This window comes from Lactiplantibacillus sp. ME-2 (assembly GCF_022549155.1).
GTDB lineage: Bacteria > Bacillota > Bacilli > Lactobacillales > Lactobacillaceae > Lactiplantibacillus > Lactiplantibacillus plantarum.
Genome location: NZ_JAKZEQ010000027.1, coordinates 1 through 18,995, shown reverse-complemented (window position 1 = coordinate 18,995; position 18,995 = coordinate 1). Strand labels below are relative to the sequence as shown.

Sequence of the window (18,995 nt, the reverse complement as noted above, 5' to 3'; positions counted from 1 at the left end):
TGATGACGCGGCTTTGAGGGTGTCATTCGTTGCGAAGCCAAAGTGAAACTCCTATGATTACACTGAGGAGTTGAAAAAAATGGCAAAGGCAAAAGCACGTACGACCCAACCGAATGAACGATTAAGTGCCCAACTAGCACTTGCCAGCATGGCAATTGAGATTCGAAGCGATGTTGTGTTGACCAGGTTAGTTGCGCGGGCTCGTCGCCGGCTTAATCGTAGTGGTGACAGTATTGCTATCGCGCACCAAATCGCTGTTGATCTAGGTTATTATTTAGTGTGTCATCAATACAAAATGCCCCGAGCTGCTTATGATTTGTTGGCAGTTGCGTATGAAGTAAGTGTTGAGACGCCCACACGAGCGACTATTATTCAGTTACCGTCACGAAAAAAATAGACTAGGACTATCAATTGATTCACACTTATATTAGAATATAATGATAAATAGATGTGCAAAATTGGAGGAAATTGAATGGGAAGGTCTGAACAATTAAAAAAGCTCGTCTTGGCAGGGTTATTTGCCGCCATTATTTTTATTGGTATCAGTGTATTACGAATTCCGTTGCCCGCGATTGTTGGGCGGCCATTTATTCATTTTGGTAATATTTTGACAGTGCTCGCAGTGATGTTGCTTGGTTTTGGCTATGGTGCTACGGCTGGTGCAGTGGGGCTTGGCTTGTTTGATATTCTGAATGGGTATGCCGCAACTTCGTGGTTAACAATTATTGAAGCAATTATTCTGGCCGCGATGGTCAACCTGAGTTTCAAGTCAATCGGCTATCGTGAAGATCGTATTGGCCGGCTTTACTGGGTATCGTTAGTCGCAGGGCTCACAAAAATCGTCACTTCGTGGTGTACAGGCGTGATTGAAGCCTTAATGGTGGGGACAACGCTCAAGGTCGCCATGATTGGGTCCTTCACGAGTTTATTAGCAGCGACCATTAATGCGGTGGCATGTGTCATCATTGTGCCGTTATTGTATCGGATCTTAGTACAGGTTGGGTTTAACCGCCAGCGGGTCGGTACGGTCTAAATGGCCGCATGCTAACGCAGCTGGATTAGTGCCGTGAGCACTTATTATTTTAACAGACTGGTTGCAATCCACTTTAACACCGTTGGCTGTGGCGTTTATAATTATTGGACAGATTTTGGTTGATCAGGTTAACCATGGTTGTATTATCGGTAAAAAAAGCCCTTTCCAATTTGGAAAAGGGCTTTTTACTGAAGTAGCACGCTAATCAAAATAGGACAAAAAAAGCTATCCCGTTAGGATAGCTTTAATGAATATTGATATAACAAGTGTTCTGGAGCTTATTACATCACTTTGAAACTCAGTAATGGAGATGGCGAGAGTCGAACTCGCGTCCAAGCATATTGCCCCTCGGATATCTACGCTCATATTCATACTATTTAAATTTCATCATTGCAAACGCCGTATGACAGGGCACCCAGCAATGACTAACCTGATTAGTCTCTTCTCGCAACTCCAGGTGGAAGCTTTGAGCGTAAGTCCACTAAATTTAGGACCCAGATCCAGAACATGGACGATCCTGGGAGGATCTACGTTAAGCGCTTATTAGGCAGCTAAAGCGTAAGAATTGTTATTATTTTTTGCAGTTATAATTTAAACTGAGCGTTTTTACGTAGACGCAACCTACGAAGCGCAATCCGAACTCAAACTATACCTGTCGAATCCAGAACATCCCCAAATTCAACAATCCTAGTTTAGCACAGCTCAACTGTTCTGCCAACTAATCTGTCTACTGGTCATGACAATCATTACAGCAGTTTAAGATGAAGAGTGTGCTCGGCGGCGCCGCAAAAAGTGCAACATTTTATGTGTGTTCAGTGAAAGTGCCATGACTGCCAAGATAATCAGTAAGCCGCCGATAAAATCGAAGCTAGTGAGTTGAACGTTTAGAAAAGTAATCGAGAAAACCGTCGCGGCTAAGGGCTCGAAGGCGTCCATCAAACTGGCCGTTGTCGGTAGAATATCGCTTAAACTACGCGCAAACATCAGGAAGGGGGCCACCGTTCCTAAGAGAATAATGACGATTAACAAGCCTAATTGGGGCCAGGTAATCGTCAGGTGGACACGCCACATGGGTTGTAACAAGGTTAGAAACAGACCCGCAATCAGTAACCCCCAGCCAGTGACGGTTAATGCGCCATACTTTGGTAAAATGGTTCGCGGAATCAAGGTGTTCGTGGCGACCCCGATGGCGGATAAGCCGCCCCAGAACAAGATGACGGGTGAAATTGCTAGACTGTTTAAGTGACCGTGTGTCACGATCAATAGTGTCCCGATAAAGGCCATGATCATACCAATCAGTTCGATACGACTGGGTGTCACGTGCTTAAATAAGAAGTAATAGATGCTGATAATGAATGGGCCAAGAAATTGGATAATCGTGGCAATCGGGGCATTACCAACGCGAACCGCTTCGAAATAGCAAAGTTGAACCGGAATCAGCCCCAGCAAACCGTAACTCACCGCTGTCCAAGCGGCATGGCGGTGATGCCAGATTTTAAAGGGATGTTTACCAGCCACCATCCCCCAGACGAGTAAAATCAAGCCTGCACTGATCATGCGGACCTGCGTTAGCCACATTGCGGTTAGATGCGGATTATTGATGAAGAGGGTACTCGCAGCCACCCCTGAGATACCCCACAGAATACAGGCACTACTAGCGAGTAAGACGCCCCGTAAATGATTTTGTTGTGTCAAATTACGACTCCTTTCTGAAAATAATAAGCAATTTTCATTATAGCAAAGGTGCGTCTGGGAACCTATGTTTATGAGGAATCTCTTATTATTCTCATGGGTTACTTCATCAAAAGTAACGGGTGCGTTTCAGAAGAACTCATGCTATGATATGAACAATCAAACGCGAATAATGATGCGTCTAACGGAGGCTATAAAGATGAAAGCAATTATTACCGTTGTGGGACAGGACCAAGTGGGAATTGTCGCAAAAGTAGCGAACGAGTTAGCACGTTTAAAAATCAATATTGTCGATATTTCGCAAACCTTGATGGATCATAATTTTACCATGATGCTATCGGCGGAATGGGATGACCAGCAATTAAGTTTTGCGGCGGCCAAAGAGGCGTTAGAATCGCTCGGTGAGGCATCAGAGTTAACGATTCGAATTCAACGGCAAGCGGTTTTTGACGCAATTCAGAAGTTATAGGAGGCGGCCATGGAAAGTCGTTCAATTTTAGAAACAATTCAGATGGTGGCCGAGGAAAATCTTGATATTCGTACAATCACAATGGGCATTTCGCTCTTTGATTGTGTTGATAGTGATGGTGAGCGGGCCCGGCAAAAAATCTATGATAAGATCACGACTAGCGCGAAGGACCTGGTCAAAGTGGCCGCTCAAATTCAAGAAGAGTACGGTATTCCTATCATCAATAAGCGAATTGCGGTAACGCCGATTGCATTGATTGCGGCTGCGAGTCAGGATCAAGACTATGTCGCGTACGCAGTAACCATGGAACGGGCAGCTCAAGCGCTAGGTGTCGATCTCATTGGTGGTTTCTCCGCCCTGGTTCAGAAGGGGTATCAGAGTGGGGACCGCAAACTGATTGCATCGATTCCCGCCGCGTTAGCTGCAACTAGCCGTGTTTGCAGTTCGGTAAATGTCGGGTCGACACGGGCTGGAATCAACTTGGACGCGGTCGGTGAAATGGGTCGTATTATAAAGCAGATTGCGGCTGACGATCCGGTCAATTGCATGAGTTTAGTGGTATTTGCCAATGCGGTCGACGATAATCCGTTCATGGCGGGCGCTTTTCACGGTGTTGGTGAAGCTGATCGAGTTATTAACGTTGGGATCAGTGGCCCTGGTGTCGTAAAACGAGCCTTAGAAGAAGTTCGCGGTCAGTCGATCGACATTGTGTCGGAACAAATTAAGAAGACGGCGTTTAAAGTGACACGGATGGGGCAATTTGTTGGGTCCATCGCGTCAGAACGGTTGCACGTCCCATTTGGGATTGTTGATCTATCACTGGCACCAACGCCTAACGAAGGCGATTCGGTTGCTGAGATCCTGGAAGAAATCGGGTTGGAAAGTGTCGGTGCGCCGGGAACAACGGCGGCGTTGGCCTTACTGAATGATGCCGTGAAGAAGGGTGGCGTGATGGCCTGCGAACATGTCGGTGGACTGTCGGGTGCCTTTATTCCGGTTTCTGAAGATGCTGAGATGATTCGGGCGGTCAGTGCTGGTCGTTTGAATATTGAAAAACTTGAAGCGATGACAGCAGTGTGTTCAGTTGGTCTGGATATGATTGCAGTACCTGGTGATACTAGTGCCGCGACTATCAGTGGGATGATTGCCGATGAAGCTGCGATTGGGATGATCAACAACAAAACAACGGCGGTGCGCGTCATACCAGCTACCGGCAAAGGTGTTGGTGATGCGGTTGAATTTGGGGGCTTGTTCGGTCAAGCACCAGTTATGCCGGTCAACACCAATCAACCAACGACGTTCATTAAGCGTGGGGGTCATATTCCGGCACCAATCCACTCCTTTAAGAATTAGGCACAGTGGACGTTGTGAAGGGGCGAACCGGCAGTCATCCTGAACTTAAATGGTGACTTTACGCTCGCAACTCGTGAAATGTAACTGAATGATGCACGATTTCCTGGTCGGTATGAACGGCAGAAAATCGTGCTTTTTATGTCAGTGAGCATGACTCTGGTATGATGTGTGACTGATGTGCCAAGATTATTAAGTGTCCCTCAATGATGGGATGACACAGTTATTTCACAAATCGTGCACGCTTTGTTATTAATTTGTTGTTATACTAATCCTGAATCCTAGCGCGAAGTAGGGTATGATAATAGATAGGTTAATAAATGATGATTAATCAACAAAGTTAGCAATCGTAATTAACTTGGAGGACGTTGCACTATGAAATTATTAATGATTGAAGATAATAAATCGGTCTCTGAAATGATGGCCATGTTTTTTAAGAAGGAAAAGTGGGATGCCCATTTTGCTTATGATGGCAATGAAGCTGTCGAAATGTTCAATGAAGATGTCGATGGCTGGGATATGGTGACGCTCGACTTGAACTTGCCAGGCAAGGATGGCATGCAAGTTAGTGCGGATATTCGCAAGGCTTCCCCAACTGTACCAATTATTATGTTGACGGCCCGTGATTCGGAAAGTGATCAGGTACTTGGCTTAGAGATGGGCGCTGATGATTATGTCACCAAGCCGTTTTCACCGATTACACTGATTGCTCGGATCAAGGCCCTTCATCGCCGAGCAGATTTAGCTAAGACCACGCCGGCTGACCAACCTGCCAGCACGGTGAGTTCCTTTGATGTTCAGACGGACCATTTTAAACTGAATACCAAGACGCGGGAAGCCTATTTAGCAGACAAACAAATTCAAGACTTGACCCCCAAAGAATTTGATTTATTGAAGACCTTAGCTCAAAAGCCGCGGCAAGTTTTCTCACGCGAACAACTTTTGCAACTGGTCTGGGACTATGAATATTATGGTGACGAACGTACTGTGGATGCACATATCAAAAAATTGCGCCAAAAGATTGAAAAAGCTGGGCCACAAATTATTCAGACGGTTTGGGGGGTCGGCTACAAGTTTGATGATAGTGGAGTTGACGCTCAATGAAACTGATTTATCAACAAATGCTAGCGTTCTTTGCCGTCATTATTACGGTAATCGTCGTCCTCGGATTTTCATTTATTCGAACGACTAGAACGATGCTTTATCAAAACTCATGGCAACAATTGCAGCAGTACGCCGCGAGTATTGAAAAGGAAGCTATTCGGTATAATACGAAGACTAATCAAGTTGTCGGGTTTAATCAACAATTTCTAAATGATGGGACCGTCATCTTACGAGATCAACATATTCACTTTTCGGTATATGATGCTAACAAAAAGTTGGTCTATCCAAGTGGTATGGGGACAACAATGAGTGGGACCCCTGGTGGCTCGATTTATGATCCCAAGATCTCAGCCAAAGATTGGAAGAAGCTGAAGCGGAATAAGATTATTACGCAGTCGCCCCACGTAACGTTCAGAACACGCAATCGTGATCAACCCGTGAATACACCGTCGTTGCGAACCATTGACGTTTTAGTGCCCCTTTTCTATAAGAATGGAGCAACGAAGAAGTTTGTTGGGGCCATCTCGATTGGGTCGTTTGAACAGACCTTGCAGGCCAATGAACAGCAGATCGAAAAAAATCTGTTCATTGCACTGTTAGTCTCGGGGATTGCGGCTCTGTTGTTAAGTTACATTTTGGCACGTTATTCCGTTCGTCGTATTAATCGATTGCGGTACGCGACGCACTCGGTCGCAAATGGTGATTTTGACATTCAAGTTGACAGTAATCATAAGGATGAGATTGATGACTTGGCGGATGATTTCAACGGCATGGTCAACTCCCTGCGAACTTCCAATGAAGAAATTAAGCGACAGGAAAAGCGGCGTCGGGAGTTTATGGCCGATGCGGCCCACGAAATGCGAACGCCGTTGACTACGATCAATGGTATTTTGGAAGGGTTAGCGTACGATGCTATTCCAGAAGAAGACAAGGGTCATTCAATTGAACTGATGCAAAATGAGACGAAACGGTTGATTCGACTAGTCAATGAGAACTTGGATTACGAAAAAATTCGAACCGGACAGATTGCTTTGAACAAGACCAATTTTGATGGCGCCGAGGTTTTGCATAACTTAGTTGAACAGCTCACAAAGAAAGCGGCCGCCGCGGATGATGAATTCAAGCTGACGGTTCCCGAGAAACTGCCAGTATGGGCCGATTATGATCGCTTTGTTCAGGTCTTGTTTAACATCATGCAGAATGCCATTCAGTTTTCACAAGCTAACGTGATCGAAGTAACGGGTAGCCGTACGGATCATGCGACGGTTGTCGCGATTCAAGACCATGGGATTGGGATGACACCGGACCAAGTCAAAAATATTTGGGAACGGTATTATAAGGCTGACCCATCACGAAAGAATACGAAGTATGGTGAATCAGGTTTAGGGCTAGCGATTTCACATCAATTAGTCCAACAACATGGTGGTTCGATCAAGGTTGACAGTGTGGAGAACGAAGGGACGTGCTTTACCGTTACTTTCCCAGATGAAGGTTTTGATAAACCGATTATTGATGATTAACGTGATAGTTTAAAGCGGGTAAATCCGTACGGACCGGGCTTGGGGATCGTAATGATCTCGAGGCCCGGTTTTGCTAATGCGGGGTAACGGTGGGCCATAGCAATAACCCATCATTAATAGTAGGAACGGACGTTTAATAGTAATCGATTGCGGACCTTAAGCCTAATACTTTTCAGCGATTGACACTGTTCTACCTCGCACTCTGAGGCTAAATATGTTACCCTTAACAAGGCTGCAAACAGCGATTTATCAATAGTTTAGATAAGATTTGAAATGAATAGGAGAAACAACAACTATGCAAAGAGTACAAATTACGGGAAATTCGCAACGTAAAGTCAAGGACGGCTATCCTTTACTCGTACAAGATGATCTCAAGGATCCGAGTATGAAACTAACCGATGGCTCTTTTGTGGCGTTAATGGCAAGTTCTCAATTTATGGGCTACGCGCTGATTGCGAAGCATCGTCGGCAACTAGGCTGGGTCTTGAGCTTGGATGAAAGTGAGACGCCAACGACCGATTACTTTCGTAAGTTATTCAAACAGGCGTTGGTCCGGCGAGCAACGAGCATGGATCCACAGTTACCACAACGGGTCTTCAATGCGGATGGCGACGGTCTCGGCGGGTTAGCAATCGATCGTTATCAAGATTACTATGTCTTTACATGGTACGCACAAGGTGTTTACCAGCAACGCGAAATGATCTATGCGGCTTTTGAAGCGGCTACTGAACATCAATTTAAAGGCATCTATGCGAAATTACGATTTAATGTCGAAGAAGCTAACTTAAAGAGTCAACTCGTCACGGGTGAAGCAGCACCAGAGCCGTTATTAGTGACTGAAGGCGCGGTGACGTATCCATTACACCTTGCTGATGATTTAACGACCGGGTTACTATTAGATATGCGTCCCATCCGGGAATGGTTGGCCGGAGCCGAATTGCAAGGTAAGACGGTCTTGAACTTGTTTAGCCAGGAAAATGGGGTTACGGCTGCTGCTGCCGTTGCGGGTGCTGCCAAGACGATTTCCATTGAAACAAGTAAGAAGGGTGCCAAAGAGACCGCTGATCAATTGGCGGTCAATAATATTGACCCTGATAAGCAGGAAATTCGAGCAATCGAAGTGAACAGCTATCTAGATTACGCCCAGAAGCACCGACTAAGTTATGACGTTGTTGTCGTAACGGCACCGACTTTTGCGCGGGTGAAAAAGCAGAAGTTCCAAGTTGCAACTGATTTAACTGACTTATTGACAGCGACCTTACCAGTTGTTCGGCGTGATGGGCAATTAGTGATTGCAACGACTGCGAATAATTTTTCAATGAAGAAGTTTAAAGCCGCGGTCACGGCGGCCTTTGTGGGCAGTGATCGGCACTTCACACTTAGTGAGACGTTCCGGTTACCAGCAGACTTCGTGACGCGCAAGGCTTACTTGGCAAGCAACTATTTGAAGGTTCTGGTTTTGACACTCGATAAGTAGTGTGTGCGCCATAATTTAAGTGGAATAGAAAAAAATTTTAAAGGGTATTTCGGGGACCGTTTTCATTAATTGAAAACGGTCCCTATCGCTAAGAAAACGAATTCATGAAAATATAAAAATAATTATATTTAACCCTGAATCCCTGATTGTGACTGGTAAAACGGTTACTTAACTGGTAAAATAATTCCTTGTCGTTAGGCAAGAGAGAAAACATAGAAATGAGGATTATTAGTAATGGGAATTCTAATTGCACTGATTCCTGCGATTGCGTGGGGCAGTATCGGCTTAATTAGTGGCCGAATGGGCGGTACCGCTCGGCAACAGACCCTTGGGATGACCATGGGAGCCTTGGTATTTGGCTTGGCACTCTGGGCCGTAGAACAGCCAACTTTAACAAGCAAAATTTGGTTGATTGGGATTGTTTCTGGGTTATTCTGGAGTATTGGTCAAGGTCAACAATTTACGTCAATGAAGGCGGTTGGTATTTCACGGACTACGCCGATTTCAACTGGGATGCAACTGGTTGCTAATGCGTTGGCCGGTGTGCTGTTATTCAATGAATGGCACGGAAACATGTATTGGATTGGCTCCGCTTCTGTAATTGTGTTGATTGCCGGGGCTGTTTTAACTTCCTTAACTGATAAGACTGATCCGAACCGTAGTGCTTCTGAAAATTGGGGTGTTGGGATTCGTGCCTTGATCTTATCAACGATTGGATACGCTGGCTATACGATTGTGGTCCATTATGGTAACGTCAATGCACAGGCAGTTGTAATGCCTCAAGCTGTTGGGATGTTGCTGGGTGCTTTGATCTGGTCCTTTAAGGATAAGCCATGGGTTGTTAAAGCAACTTATCGTAATATCGTCACTGGTCTGGTCTGGGGTATTGGGAATCTATTCATGTTTATGGCAATGGCCCAAATCGGACAAGCTGTCGCATACTCCCTTTCGCAAATGGGAATTGTTATTTCGACGTTTGGGAGTATCTACCTCTTAGGAGAGCACAAGACGAAGCGAGAAATGGTTTACGTGGTGATTGGCTCGATCCTGGTCATTGTTGGTGGGGTCGCGTTATCCTTAATGAAGGCTTAGTAAAGCTTTACTAAAAAATTAATTATTTGATTTACAGATTAAAAAAATCTGTTGAAGGTGCGGTAACGGTAAGTTATCAGCACCTTTTTTGTTAATAATTGTATTTATTTTTTACACAAATGACGAAAATTTACGAAAAAAGGGAGGAAGCGCTTTTCATTATTAGGCGAGCTATTGTATAATATGACATGTAAATACGTATAGAAAGAGGTAATAGTAAATGGCACACATTTCATTTGACAGCTCTAATTTAACTAAGTTCGTCCATGATAACGAACTTGGCGAAATGCAAGCTATGGTCACAGCTGCTGATAAGGAGCTGCGTGAAGGAACCGGCGCCGGTAATGATTTCCGTGGCTGGTTAAATTTACCAACAGATTACGATAAGGAAGAATTTGCACGGATTAAAACCGCTGCAAAGAAGATTCAAGACGATTCAGACGTCCTCGTTGTAATCGGGATTGGTGGTTCATACCTCGGTGCACGGGCAGCCATTGAATTCTTACACGAAACTTTCTGGTCATCACTTTCACGTGAAGACCGTAAATTCCCACAAGTTGTCTTTGCTGGGAACTCAATCTCATCTTCATACGTCAACGACTTAATTCACTTAATCGGCGACCGTGACTTCTCTGTTAACATCATTTCGAAGTCAGGGACTACGACGGAACCTTCAATTGCATTCCGGGTCTTCAAGGAACGTTTAATCGCGAAGTATGGTGAAGAAGCTGCTAAGGGCCGGATCTATGCCACAACTGACCGCAAGCGCGGTGCGTTGAAGCAAGAAGCTGACGCTGAAGGCTACGAAACCTTTGTTATTCCTGATGATGTTGGTGGTCGTTTCACTGTTTTGACACCAGTTGGTTTGTTACCAATTGCGGTATCAGGCGGCGACATCGATTCATTAATGAAGGGTGCTGCGGATGCCCAAAATGAATACAAAGATGCCGATTTATCTAAGAACGAAGCTTACCAATACGCTGCTTACCGGAACATCTTGTACCGGAAGGGCTACACCACTGAAATTCTTGAAAACTACGAACCAAACATGGCGATGTTCTCAGAATGGTGGAAGCAATTAATGGGTGAATCTGAAGGGAAAGACCAAAAGGGGATCTACCCATCATCAGCTAACTTTACGACTGACTTACACTCATTGGGTCAATATATCCAAGAAGGCCGTCGTAACTTGATGGAAACGGTCGTTAAAGTTGACAACGCTACTAGTGATGTTGACATTCCTAAGGAAACCGAAAACCTTGATGGGTTGAAGTATCTTGAAGGCAAGACGATGGCTCAAGTTAACACCAAAGCTTTCGAAGGGGTTATTATGGCCCACGTTGATGGCGGTGTTCCTAACATGGTCGTTAACATTCCTTCACAGGATGCCTATACGTTAGGTTACACGATGTATTTCTTTGAAGCTGCAGTTGCCATTTCTGGTTACTTGAACGGGATCAACCCATTCAACCAACCTGGTGTTGAAGCTTACAAGAACAACATGTTCGCCTTACTTGGCAAGCCTGGTTACGAAGAATTAACTAAGAAGTTAACCGCACGTCTTAGTGACTAAGGTGCTAGCACTTTAGAAATTAAGATGGAAGCTCCTAAAACAAACAACTATCAGCTGGCTGATAGGCTGCTTGTTTTGGGGGCTTTTTGCTTGTCTTTCTGACGCTGTGTTCGTAGCTGTTATTGAGCGTCGTCGCTAATCTAAAATTTATGAATCACAACGTTGTTGGCGAAATGAATCGCTACGTCCGCAAGATGACCCTAATTTAACATGGTGACGCTCGTAATTTTTGACCGCACTGGTCGCACTAACTTTGAATGACATCACGCAATGAAAAATCTGCCGACCTATCTCGAGTTTAATCGTGAGTGGTTGGCATGTGATTTAACAGCAGACGGGTTATAATAGATTAGGTGTTAAAGGACAAATATAGTCATGCATGGTAGTTGCTCGCAACGATGTGTGATGTACGTGAGGAGTTTGAGATGCGTAAATTAAACATTATCGAAAGTATCATTATTGTTCTCGGGTTACTAGTCTTTTGGCTGGGGAGTGAAGTGACAGTAATCAGGCAACAATTGCCATGGTTGCAATTTGCAGGGCTGATTGTCGTATTTGTGACTGGTTTAGCGGATGCGATTTACCGCGTGGTCACGAAGCGGTCCTTTTTTAAGTAGGAATCCTGCTGATTGAAGTTGGAGTCATTAGGTGTAATTTAATACGATGAAGCGTCCGTTACTGGCAGTCAGTGTGCCTAGTAATGGACGCTTTTTAGTTCATGCCTTGAATGTGTGGGGTGCTTGGATTTATCTCTGCTGACGGTTAAGTCGTGATTGCCGTCATAAAATAAGTTCGAAATAGAAAAAATTTTATTGTAAAAATCAGCAAAATGGGTGATGTTTTACAAATTGTAACTACCAAGTAGGCGGTTTATTAGGATTTAGGATGATTATAATTTTAATTATGAATGATGACCACAGGTATTCAATAACACTTTACATCATTCACCAAAAATCGCAATGTTATTAATGAGGAAATACATTGTGGGGAATGTAGTTAATAAAATAGTGGAGGTACATATATGAGCTTTTTAGAATTACACGATATTCGTAAGGCCTATACCTTAAATCACCAAGAGAATGTCATCTTGAAGGGCATTAATCTAAACTTCGAACGGGGGGAGTTTATTTCCATTCTTGGGGAGTCTGGTGGTGGTAAGTCAACGTTAATGAATATTATTGGTGGCTTGGATCATCATTATGATGGAGATGTCTTGTTAGACGGCCAATCCTTGCGTTCAATGAATGTGCGGCAAATGGACCGGTATCGTCGGGAGACAATCGGGTTTATCTTTCAGAACTTTAACTTGGTAAGTTACCTAACTGTCTTGGATAACGTCATGCTTTCATTAAAGATGACTAAGACGTCCCATGCGCAACAAGTCCAGCAAGCACAGGACCTACTCAAGCGGGTGGGACTTGAGCAGCAGACGCACCAGTATCCAAATGAACTATCCGGTGGTCAAAAGCAACGGGTCGCCATCGCTCGCGCACTAGCCAGTGACCCCGATATTATTATCGCAGATGAGCCGACCGGGGCGTTGGATAGTGAAAATACCCAAGAAGTAATGGATATTTTATACTCAATCGCTGCGGAAGGTAAACTTGTGATCACCGTGACCCATTCGCAGGAAGTGGCTGACTACGGGACGCGGATCGTTCATTTGGATGACGGCCAGATTCATGACGAATTAGTGATCGGGGCGCCTTTCGACGTGGTCGATAAGCAACCGACGCGTTACCGAACACTTGGCTTTCGGCAGATGTTCCGGATGTCCATGCAACATATGCGTCGAATGTGGCTTCGTTACCTGCTGATTATCTTTGGATCGTCGATCGGGATCAGTAGTATCGTCGTAATGCTGGGCTTGGGATCAGGGATTCAAAATTATATGAATCACCAGATTACGTCTCAAGTTAATCCAACCGCTGTCCAAGTATCAAAGAAGACGGGGAAAGTCAGCACGGCTGCGCGTAAAAAAGCAACCAGTGCAGCAGCTTACAAAGCAGCGGTTAACCAAGAACAAGTCACAGCCGCGAAGAATGCCGAAGTGACGACTGCAAACGTCAAACAATTAGCGGCTATTAAACATGTTAAGTCTGCTAAGCTGGGCTATTACACGAGCACACAAGTGAGTTATAAAAAAACAACCGTGACGGCCAGTCTCCAGACGGATAACCCCACAATTTTGAGTAAGACAATTAAGGACGGTTCACGTCCTGAAAATGGTCAAGTTTTGATTGGTCGTAAGTTAGCTAAGAAGATGGTGGGTAAGAAAAATTATCAACAAGCGCTCAATAAGAAGTTGACCGTTAAATTGGCAACGGTTAATCGCAAGAATCAGTCCGTAACGGTCAGTCAGACGCTGACCGTCAGCGGAATTACGGGTAGCGATGATACTAGCGTCGTGGTCTTACCACAAACCGTCAAAAAGATGTTAACTGCTAAGAATGTGGCTTATCGACCAAATTTTGCCATTGTTCAAATAGATAAATTGGCGAATGTTAAGCAAGTCGAACACCAAATCAAGGCAATCAAGGGAACGAATAAGAAGCAACAGTATAACTATACCGGAATCGGTGATTTAATTGATTCATTGAATACCTATATTCGTTTAGCCACTAACGTATTGACCGGGGTGGCTGGTATTGCGTTATTAGTCTCAGCAATTATGATCATTGTTGTCCTGTACGTCAGCGTTTCTGAACGGACTCGTGAAATTGGGGTTTTGCGCGCACTTGGCGCCCACAAACGCGATATTAGTCATTTGTTCTTTGCTGAGGCCTTAACTATCGGGGTATTAGCCGCCGTTATGGGGTTACTGTTTGGAGAAGGTTGGCAATTCTTAGGCAATATGGCCATCTATAGCTTAATTAAGTATCCAATCGTTCGAATCTCCGGGGCAGCAATGCTGGGCGGCATTACAGTCAGTGTTGTCATCAGTTTATTGGCTGCTTTGGCACCGGCACATATGGCGGCACGGTTGGATCCAGTCGAGAGTTTATCACATGAATAAAAGCGGGGGCGTAGCAAATGTATTTCTTTATTACGAGCAAAATTGATTCGACGCCATCAGCTATTGAGTTAGCCATGATTCAGCGTCAAAAATTATTCACAAAGCACCGGGTACCTGCGTTGATCGTGACCCGTAACTTTGTACGCGACTTACATCATAATATGCAACTCATTGGGTATGATGATGAGTTCCAGGTCAATATGTATGATTATTTTCAGGGCACTACGAATTACGAAGGCGAACCGTTAACTGCGGCCAATTATCCACGGGTGACGGGTGAAACGCTGGAACGGGTCAGTGCTAATGAATTTGACGTCATTCAACGGGAACAACGGCAAAAAGCACTGATGTTAAATGCGCAGGGGAATATTGATTACGTCGATATTCTCAATCCACAGGGCGCGGTCAGCCGTCGAGACTATTATGATACGCGGGGCTTCTTAACGGTGGCCCAGTACTTTGATGACAAGCAGAATATTGTGTTAGAGCAACACTGTAATTTACAACAACAGCCTGTCTTAGAGACGTTTTTCCGCCCAAATGAGAAGCAACAACCAGTTGCCACTCATCAACGGCTGTTAAACTATCACGGGCATAATTACGAATTTGAGGACTGGGATCAGCTGACTGCCTTTTTCTTAGACGCGTTAAATACTGAGTATGGCGGTCACGGAACCATGATCGTGGATCGTAGTGATGCTGGGATGAATCCGATTGTTAAAATGACCACAGCAGCGCGCAAGTATGAGTTCTTACACAGTAATTTCACGCTGGACCCACTTGACGTTGTGAACTCGCCAATTGTGCCGTACACTCAAATCGGGTTAGATCACGCCAGTCAAATGGCTGGTTTGATCATGTCCACGCAAGAAGAATGTGATGATATGACGAACCACATTCATAATGTGATTCCAACTTTAGCGATTCCAGTTGGTAGTGTAAGTGACGAACAATTAGCAGCTCGTCCGGTTGACTTTAAGGATCGGATTGAGGGCAAGGTGATTGCCGTTGCTCGCTTGTCGGCAGAGAAAAATTTGGAACAATTGATTAAGGCGGTCGCCTATGTTCATGAAAAACAGTCGAATGTGACCTTAGATATTTATGGTTATGGTGATTCATGGACTGGATTTAAAGAAGAAAATCGGTTGCGAGCCTTGGTCAGTTCGCAACGTTGGCAGTCATTTATCACGTTTAAGGGCTTTGAGCGCGATTTGACACCGGTCTATAACCAAGCACAACTGATGGTCCTTACTAGCCAATATGAGGGCTTTAACTTAGGCATTTTAGAAGGGTTAAGTCATGGCGTTCCGGTGGTTGCCTATGACATTAAGTATGGTCCGGCAACGATGATTACGGATGGTGAAAATGGGCGATTGATCACCCCCAATAATTTAGTTGAATTGGGCAAGGTGATATTAACGCTCTTACAACACCCTAAACAGTTGGCGAAGATGAGTGAACGGGCATATGGCAACAGTAGCCGTTTTTCTGAGGCTATGATTTGGCAACGGTGGAATGATCATGTCATTCAGCCTGATATTCAAGCAATGAGGGGAGTTACAACCAATGGAAACGCATATCACGTCATCGGCTAAACAACCACATGCCAAGTATGGGACCCGTGATTTATTGAGATTGATCATGACCCATGCTCACCCGAAGAAGGGACTCTTTGTGATTGGAATCCTGTTGTCGTTTGTCGCAACGATTTGTAGTCTTGGCATTACGTTGATGTTGAAGGAGTTTATCGACGCCTTTAACCATGGTACTTCGGGTCAACTGTTGCTTCGGTTAGGCGCTGTGATTGTCGTGCAGCTATTTGCAAGTGTTGCGTCGAGTTTTCTACTTAGTTATACGGGGGTCGACGCCGTTTCGACGTTGCGGAGCGCGTTATGGCAACATATCGTGGACTTGCCGATTCCATATTTTGACCATAACCGGACGGGGGAACTGTCTAGTCGGGTAGTTAACGATACATCGACGATTTTTGAATTGATTTCAAGTCAGTTTTCGAATGCCATTAATGGGATCATCTCAATTGTGGGTTCCTTGACATTAATGTTGTTATTAAACTTCCGCTTAACGATTATTATTTTAATTGTGGTTCCATTGATGGCCGTGATCATTGTGCCAATGGGTCAAGTGTTAGCGCGGATCTCCAAAGCGATTCAAAAAGAAACGGCCAACTTAAATAGTGCAGCAGTACAAATGATTGGTCAAAATCGGTTAGTGAAAGCAATGGTTGCTGAAAAGGCACTGAAACAACAGGGAAAAGATCAAGTTGATCGGATCAAAGGCTTCAGTGTCCGTCAAATCAAGCTGATCTCGGTGCTTAATCCAGTGCTAAACATCATGTTACTGGCTGCAATTTTCATTATCATTGTTTATGGTGGGATCTTGGTACAAACGAACGCGTTGACAATTGGAAGTTTAGTAGCTTTCTTAATGTATGCCGTTCAAATGATTTCACCACTGAGTAGCGTAACTGGCTTAGTGACTGCCTTGCAACAAACGGTCGGGGCAACTGAGCGAATCGACAACATTTTAGATAGTCCGGAAGAAGATAAGCGGTTGTCAGGCGAAACGCTGTCAACAATCGATACGGTCGACTTTGATCACGTCGATTTTGGCTACGAAAGTGATAAACCGGTGCTTAAGGACATTGATTTGACAATTCATCGCGGTGAGCGGATTGCCTTGATTGGTGAGAGTGGTAGCGGGAAAACGACCTTAGTTTCGCTCTTAGAAGCTTACTATACGCCAACTCGTGGTGAGCTGGACGTGAATGGCGAGACAATGGCCAGTTATACGATTCCCTCGATTCGTAATCAGATCGGCTACGTGAGTCAAGAAGTAGACTTGATGCCCGGGACGATTCGCGATAATCTCCTGTTAGGTTCGACGGAACCGGTCTCTGATGAACAATTGAGTGCGTTGTTGACACAAGTCGGCTTAGCGGACTGGCTAGCTGAACTGTCAGCTGGTCTTGATACGGACGTCGGTGAACGGGGCTTGAATGTTTCTGGTGGGCAGCGGCAACGTTTGGCCATCGTCCGGGCACTCGTCCGCCACCCGTCGTTATTGATTTTAGACGAAGCGACGGCTAGTCTTGATAATCAGAACCAAGAACGGGTGACCCAGCTCTTGGCGACGTTACCAGCTGACCTGACGACTATTACGATTGTCCATCGGTTAAACCAGATCGAAGCTTATCCGCGAATTCTCTTCATGGAGGATGGTCAGATTACGGGTGATGGCAATCATGAGTCCTTATTAGCAACCCATGAACGTTATCGTGACTTTTATCGGCTGCAGTATCAACACGGTTAAAAAGGCCTTAGTGAAATATTGTTTGATTATTAAAATTAGTAAGTGGTTATTGCTGAGTGTTGGCAATAGCCACTTTTTTGATCCCAAAATATGTATTCAACTGGATAACGCGGGTTAAGGCATGAAATAAAACCGCCGTAAAAAATATAAAAAGTATTAATAATTTTAATAATAAGTCGAAAAAAGCGATATTTATAATTATTTTTTAGGGAATAAATTTCCCGATGGTATGGTTCATAATTCGGAAAAAAAGAGGGGATGTCGCACCAAGCAACTACGCTGAAATGCTGATATTATCAGGGGTTTAAACGCTTTCTGTTGGCATAGTTAACTGGTGATAAATATAAATAATATTGATATTGGACACAAATTTTGACCGTTAATGAAACGCGTAAGTTGTCCATAGTATACACATTTACTGATTGAATATGATACTGCCCTGTATTTATTCAAATATTAGTAATTTTATTGACGATTGTGGGGCGAATTAGTTAATATTTAAATCGTAAACGAGGTTACTTGTTTCACGTTCGCATTAGTAATCAATATTAGTTATTTAACAGACTAAATTAAATTAATGATTATTGAGCTGCTAATTTGTGAACAATTTGTAAATTTTCTAAGGAGGATATTAACATGAGTTTCTTCAGTGATTTACATCTCTTACCAGGGACCCACACATCATCACATACTAGTTATGTCAGCAACCAACCACTTGGTACTTTCTATCAGTTTGTGTTGAACGTGATTGCCGCAATCAAAGGTTAAGCGTTGCTAGAGACGGGTGTTAGGGAATTCAATGATTAATTAGTTGAATTTTCTAACCGTTTAATCAAGTTTGTCGGAATTTAATTTGTTTTCCAAACTCTCAAGTCTTGCCATACAAGTGGCTAGGCTTGGGGATTTAACCATTAACTAACTTAAAAGGAGGAGTTATTCATGAGTTTCTTTACTGATTTGCACTTCTTACCGGGAACCCACACGTCATCATACACATCAAGTGTTTCAAATGACATCTTCGGTGGCTTCCACAGCTTCATCTTAAACTTGATTCCTGCAATCAAGAGTTTGTTTAGCAAATAATCATAGTTAATTTTATAGGAGGATTTCAACATGAGTTTCTTTAACGATTTCCACGTATTACCAGGTACGCATACGTCATCATACACATCAAGTGTTTCAAACGATATCTTCGGTGGCTTCCACAGTTTCATCTTAAACTTGATTCCAGCAATCAAGAGCTTGTTCAGCAAATAATCACAGTCAATCATATAGGAGGATTTCACAATGAGTTTCTTTAACGATTTTCACGTATTACCAGGTACCCATACATCATCAT

The 18,995-nt window shown here is 44.0% G+C and carries 17 protein-coding genes and 1 other RNA gene; 16 read left to right on the top strand and 2 right to left on the bottom strand.

Going from position 1 to position 18,995, the window contains the following annotated elements; translation table 11 throughout:
• Positions 1 to 79 precede the first annotated feature (79 nt).
• Both MMY95_RS10415 and MMY95_RS10410 read left to right on the top strand, forming a co-directional pair.
• Entirely contained in the window at positions 80 to 397 is a 318-nt protein-coding gene (locus MMY95_RS10415; RefSeq protein WP_003644671.1) for a hypothetical protein, read from the top strand.
• A 75-nt stretch (positions 398 to 472) separates the two neighbouring features.
• On the top strand, positions 473 to 1,033 hold the full coding sequence (locus MMY95_RS10410) for an ECF transporter S component (RefSeq protein ID WP_003642750.1): 561 nt from the start codon (positions 473 to 475) through the stop codon (positions 1,031 to 1,033).
• A 302-nt stretch (positions 1,034 to 1,335) separates the two neighbouring features.
• Here the strand turns inward: MMY95_RS10410 and ssrA are convergent.
• Together ssrA and MMY95_RS10400 are read right to left on the bottom strand one after the other, a co-directional pair.
• Positions 1,336 to 1,707: a transfer-messenger RNA gene (gene ssrA, locus MMY95_RS10405) on the bottom strand.
• 82 nt (positions 1,708 to 1,789) lie between these two features.
• Positions 1,790 to 2,728 (bottom strand): DMT family transporter, encoded by a 939-nt coding sequence (locus MMY95_RS10400; RefSeq protein ID WP_011101810.1) that lies wholly within the window; start codon positions 2,726 to 2,728, stop codon positions 1,790 to 1,792.
• Positions 2,729 to 2,924: 196 nt separating this feature from the next.
• Between MMY95_RS10400 and MMY95_RS10395 the strand changes: the two genes are divergently transcribed.
• From MMY95_RS10395 to MMY95_RS10335, 14 genes are all read left to right on the top strand, one after another.
• On the top strand, positions 2,925 to 3,194 hold the full coding sequence (locus tag MMY95_RS10395) for an ACT domain-containing protein (protein ID WP_015380652.1): 270 nt from the start codon (positions 2,925 to 2,927) through the stop codon (positions 3,192 to 3,194).
• Positions 3,195 to 3,203: 9 nt separating this feature from the next.
• The gene (locus tag MMY95_RS10390; protein WP_003642754.1) at positions 3,204 to 4,547 is read left to right on the top strand and encodes a PFL family protein; all 1,344 of its coding nucleotides are present in this window, start codon (positions 3,204 to 3,206) and stop codon (positions 4,545 to 4,547) included.
• Positions 4,548 to 4,919: 372 nt separating this feature from the next.
• The gene (locus MMY95_RS10385) at positions 4,920 to 5,648 is read left to right on the top strand and encodes a response regulator transcription factor (protein WP_003646617.1); all 729 of its coding nucleotides are present in this window, start codon (positions 4,920 to 4,922) and stop codon (positions 5,646 to 5,648) included.
• Positions 5,645 to 7,168 (top strand): HAMP domain-containing sensor histidine kinase, encoded by a 1,524-nt coding sequence (locus MMY95_RS10380; protein WP_003642756.1) that lies wholly within the window; start codon positions 5,645 to 5,647, stop codon positions 7,166 to 7,168. The genes MMY95_RS10385 and MMY95_RS10380 overlap by 4 nt, the downstream gene beginning before the upstream one ends.
• 295 nt (positions 7,169 to 7,463) lie before the next feature.
• Complete coding sequence (locus tag MMY95_RS10375) at positions 7,464 to 8,645, top strand: class I SAM-dependent methyltransferase (RefSeq protein ID WP_011101808.1); 1,182 nt, start codon at positions 7,464 to 7,466, stop codon at positions 8,643 to 8,645.
• Positions 8,646 to 8,879: 234 nt separating this feature from the next.
• Positions 8,880 to 9,737: a GRP family sugar transporter gene (locus MMY95_RS10370; RefSeq protein ID WP_003642758.1), complete on the top strand. Its 858-nt coding sequence runs from the start codon at positions 8,880 to 8,882 to the stop codon at positions 9,735 to 9,737.
• 220 nt (positions 9,738 to 9,957) lie between these two features.
• A complete protein-coding gene (locus MMY95_RS10365; protein WP_003644669.1) occupies positions 9,958 to 11,310 on the top strand; it encodes a glucose-6-phosphate isomerase in 1,353 nt (450 codons plus the stop codon).
• 425 nt (positions 11,311 to 11,735) lie between these two features.
• Complete coding sequence (locus tag MMY95_RS10360) at positions 11,736 to 11,927, top strand: hypothetical protein (protein WP_003646619.1); 192 nt, start codon at positions 11,736 to 11,738, stop codon at positions 11,925 to 11,927.
• Positions 11,928 to 12,331: 404 nt separating this feature from the next.
• Positions 12,332 to 14,326, top strand: a complete 1,995-nt coding sequence (locus MMY95_RS10355) for an ABC transporter ATP-binding protein/permease (protein ID WP_241277635.1) — start codon at positions 12,332 to 12,334, stop codon at positions 14,324 to 14,326.
• A 17-nt stretch (positions 14,327 to 14,343) separates the two neighbouring features.
• Positions 14,344 to 15,921 (top strand): glycosyltransferase, encoded by a 1,578-nt coding sequence (locus MMY95_RS10350; RefSeq protein WP_047673776.1) that lies wholly within the window; start codon positions 14,344 to 14,346, stop codon positions 15,919 to 15,921.
• Positions 15,893 to 17,656, top strand: coding sequence for an ABC transporter ATP-binding protein (locus tag MMY95_RS10345; protein WP_087614988.1), 1,764 nt, complete (start codon positions 15,893 to 15,895; stop codon positions 17,654 to 17,656). Before MMY95_RS10350 ends, MMY95_RS10345 begins: the two co-directional genes overlap by 29 nt.
• Before the next feature lie 636 nt (positions 17,657 to 18,292).
• Positions 18,293 to 18,424, top strand: a complete 132-nt coding sequence (locus tag MMY95_RS15975; RefSeq protein ID WP_003642764.1) for a hypothetical protein — start codon at positions 18,293 to 18,295, stop codon at positions 18,422 to 18,424.
• A gap of 171 nt (positions 18,425 to 18,595) precedes the next feature.
• Positions 18,596 to 18,739 (top strand): hypothetical protein, encoded by a 144-nt coding sequence (locus tag MMY95_RS10340; protein WP_003639252.1) that lies wholly within the window; start codon positions 18,596 to 18,598, stop codon positions 18,737 to 18,739.
• Between the two features lie 30 nt (positions 18,740 to 18,769).
• Complete coding sequence (locus MMY95_RS10335; protein ID WP_011101805.1) at positions 18,770 to 18,913, top strand: hypothetical protein; 144 nt, start codon at positions 18,770 to 18,772, stop codon at positions 18,911 to 18,913.
• The last annotated feature ends 82 nt before the right edge of the window (positions 18,914 to 18,995 follow it).

Coding starts and splice junctions, on each gene's coding strand:
- MMY95_RS10395 (WP_015380652.1), top strand. CDS start 2,925: ATGAAAGCAATTATTACCGTTGTGGGACAGGACCAAGTGGGAATTGTC.
- MMY95_RS10390 (WP_003642754.1), top strand. CDS start 3,204: ATGGAAAGTCGTTCAATTTTAGAAACAATTCAGATGGTGGCCGAGGAA.
- MMY95_RS10415 (WP_003644671.1), top strand. CDS start 80: ATGGCAAAGGCAAAAGCACGTACGACCCAACCGAATGAACGATTAAGT.
- MMY95_RS10380 (WP_003642756.1), top strand. CDS start 5,645: ATGAAACTGATTTATCAACAAATGCTAGCGTTCTTTGCCGTCATTATT.
- MMY95_RS10340 (WP_003639252.1), top strand. CDS start 18,596: ATGAGTTTCTTTACTGATTTGCACTTCTTACCGGGAACCCACACGTCA.
- MMY95_RS10335 (WP_011101805.1), top strand. CDS start 18,770: ATGAGTTTCTTTAACGATTTCCACGTATTACCAGGTACGCATACGTCA.
- MMY95_RS10370 (WP_003642758.1), top strand. CDS start 8,880: ATGGGAATTCTAATTGCACTGATTCCTGCGATTGCGTGGGGCAGTATC.
- MMY95_RS10355 (WP_241277635.1), top strand. CDS start 12,332: ATGAGCTTTTTAGAATTACACGATATTCGTAAGGCCTATACCTTAAAT.
- MMY95_RS10345 (WP_087614988.1), top strand. CDS start 15,893: ATGGAAACGCATATCACGTCATCGGCTAAACAACCACATGCCAAGTAT.
- MMY95_RS10410 (WP_003642750.1), top strand. CDS start 473: ATGGGAAGGTCTGAACAATTAAAAAAGCTCGTCTTGGCAGGGTTATTT.
- MMY95_RS10365 (WP_003644669.1), top strand. CDS start 9,958: ATGGCACACATTTCATTTGACAGCTCTAATTTAACTAAGTTCGTCCAT.
- MMY95_RS10375 (WP_011101808.1), top strand. CDS start 7,464: ATGCAAAGAGTACAAATTACGGGAAATTCGCAACGTAAAGTCAAGGAC.
- MMY95_RS15975 (WP_003642764.1), top strand. CDS start 18,293: ATGAGTTTCTTCAGTGATTTACATCTCTTACCAGGGACCCACACATCA.
- MMY95_RS10350 (WP_047673776.1), top strand. CDS start 14,344: ATGTATTTCTTTATTACGAGCAAAATTGATTCGACGCCATCAGCTATT.
- MMY95_RS10360 (WP_003646619.1), top strand. CDS start 11,736: ATGCGTAAATTAAACATTATCGAAAGTATCATTATTGTTCTCGGGTTA.
- MMY95_RS10385 (WP_003646617.1), top strand. CDS start 4,920: ATGAAATTATTAATGATTGAAGATAATAAATCGGTCTCTGAAATGATG.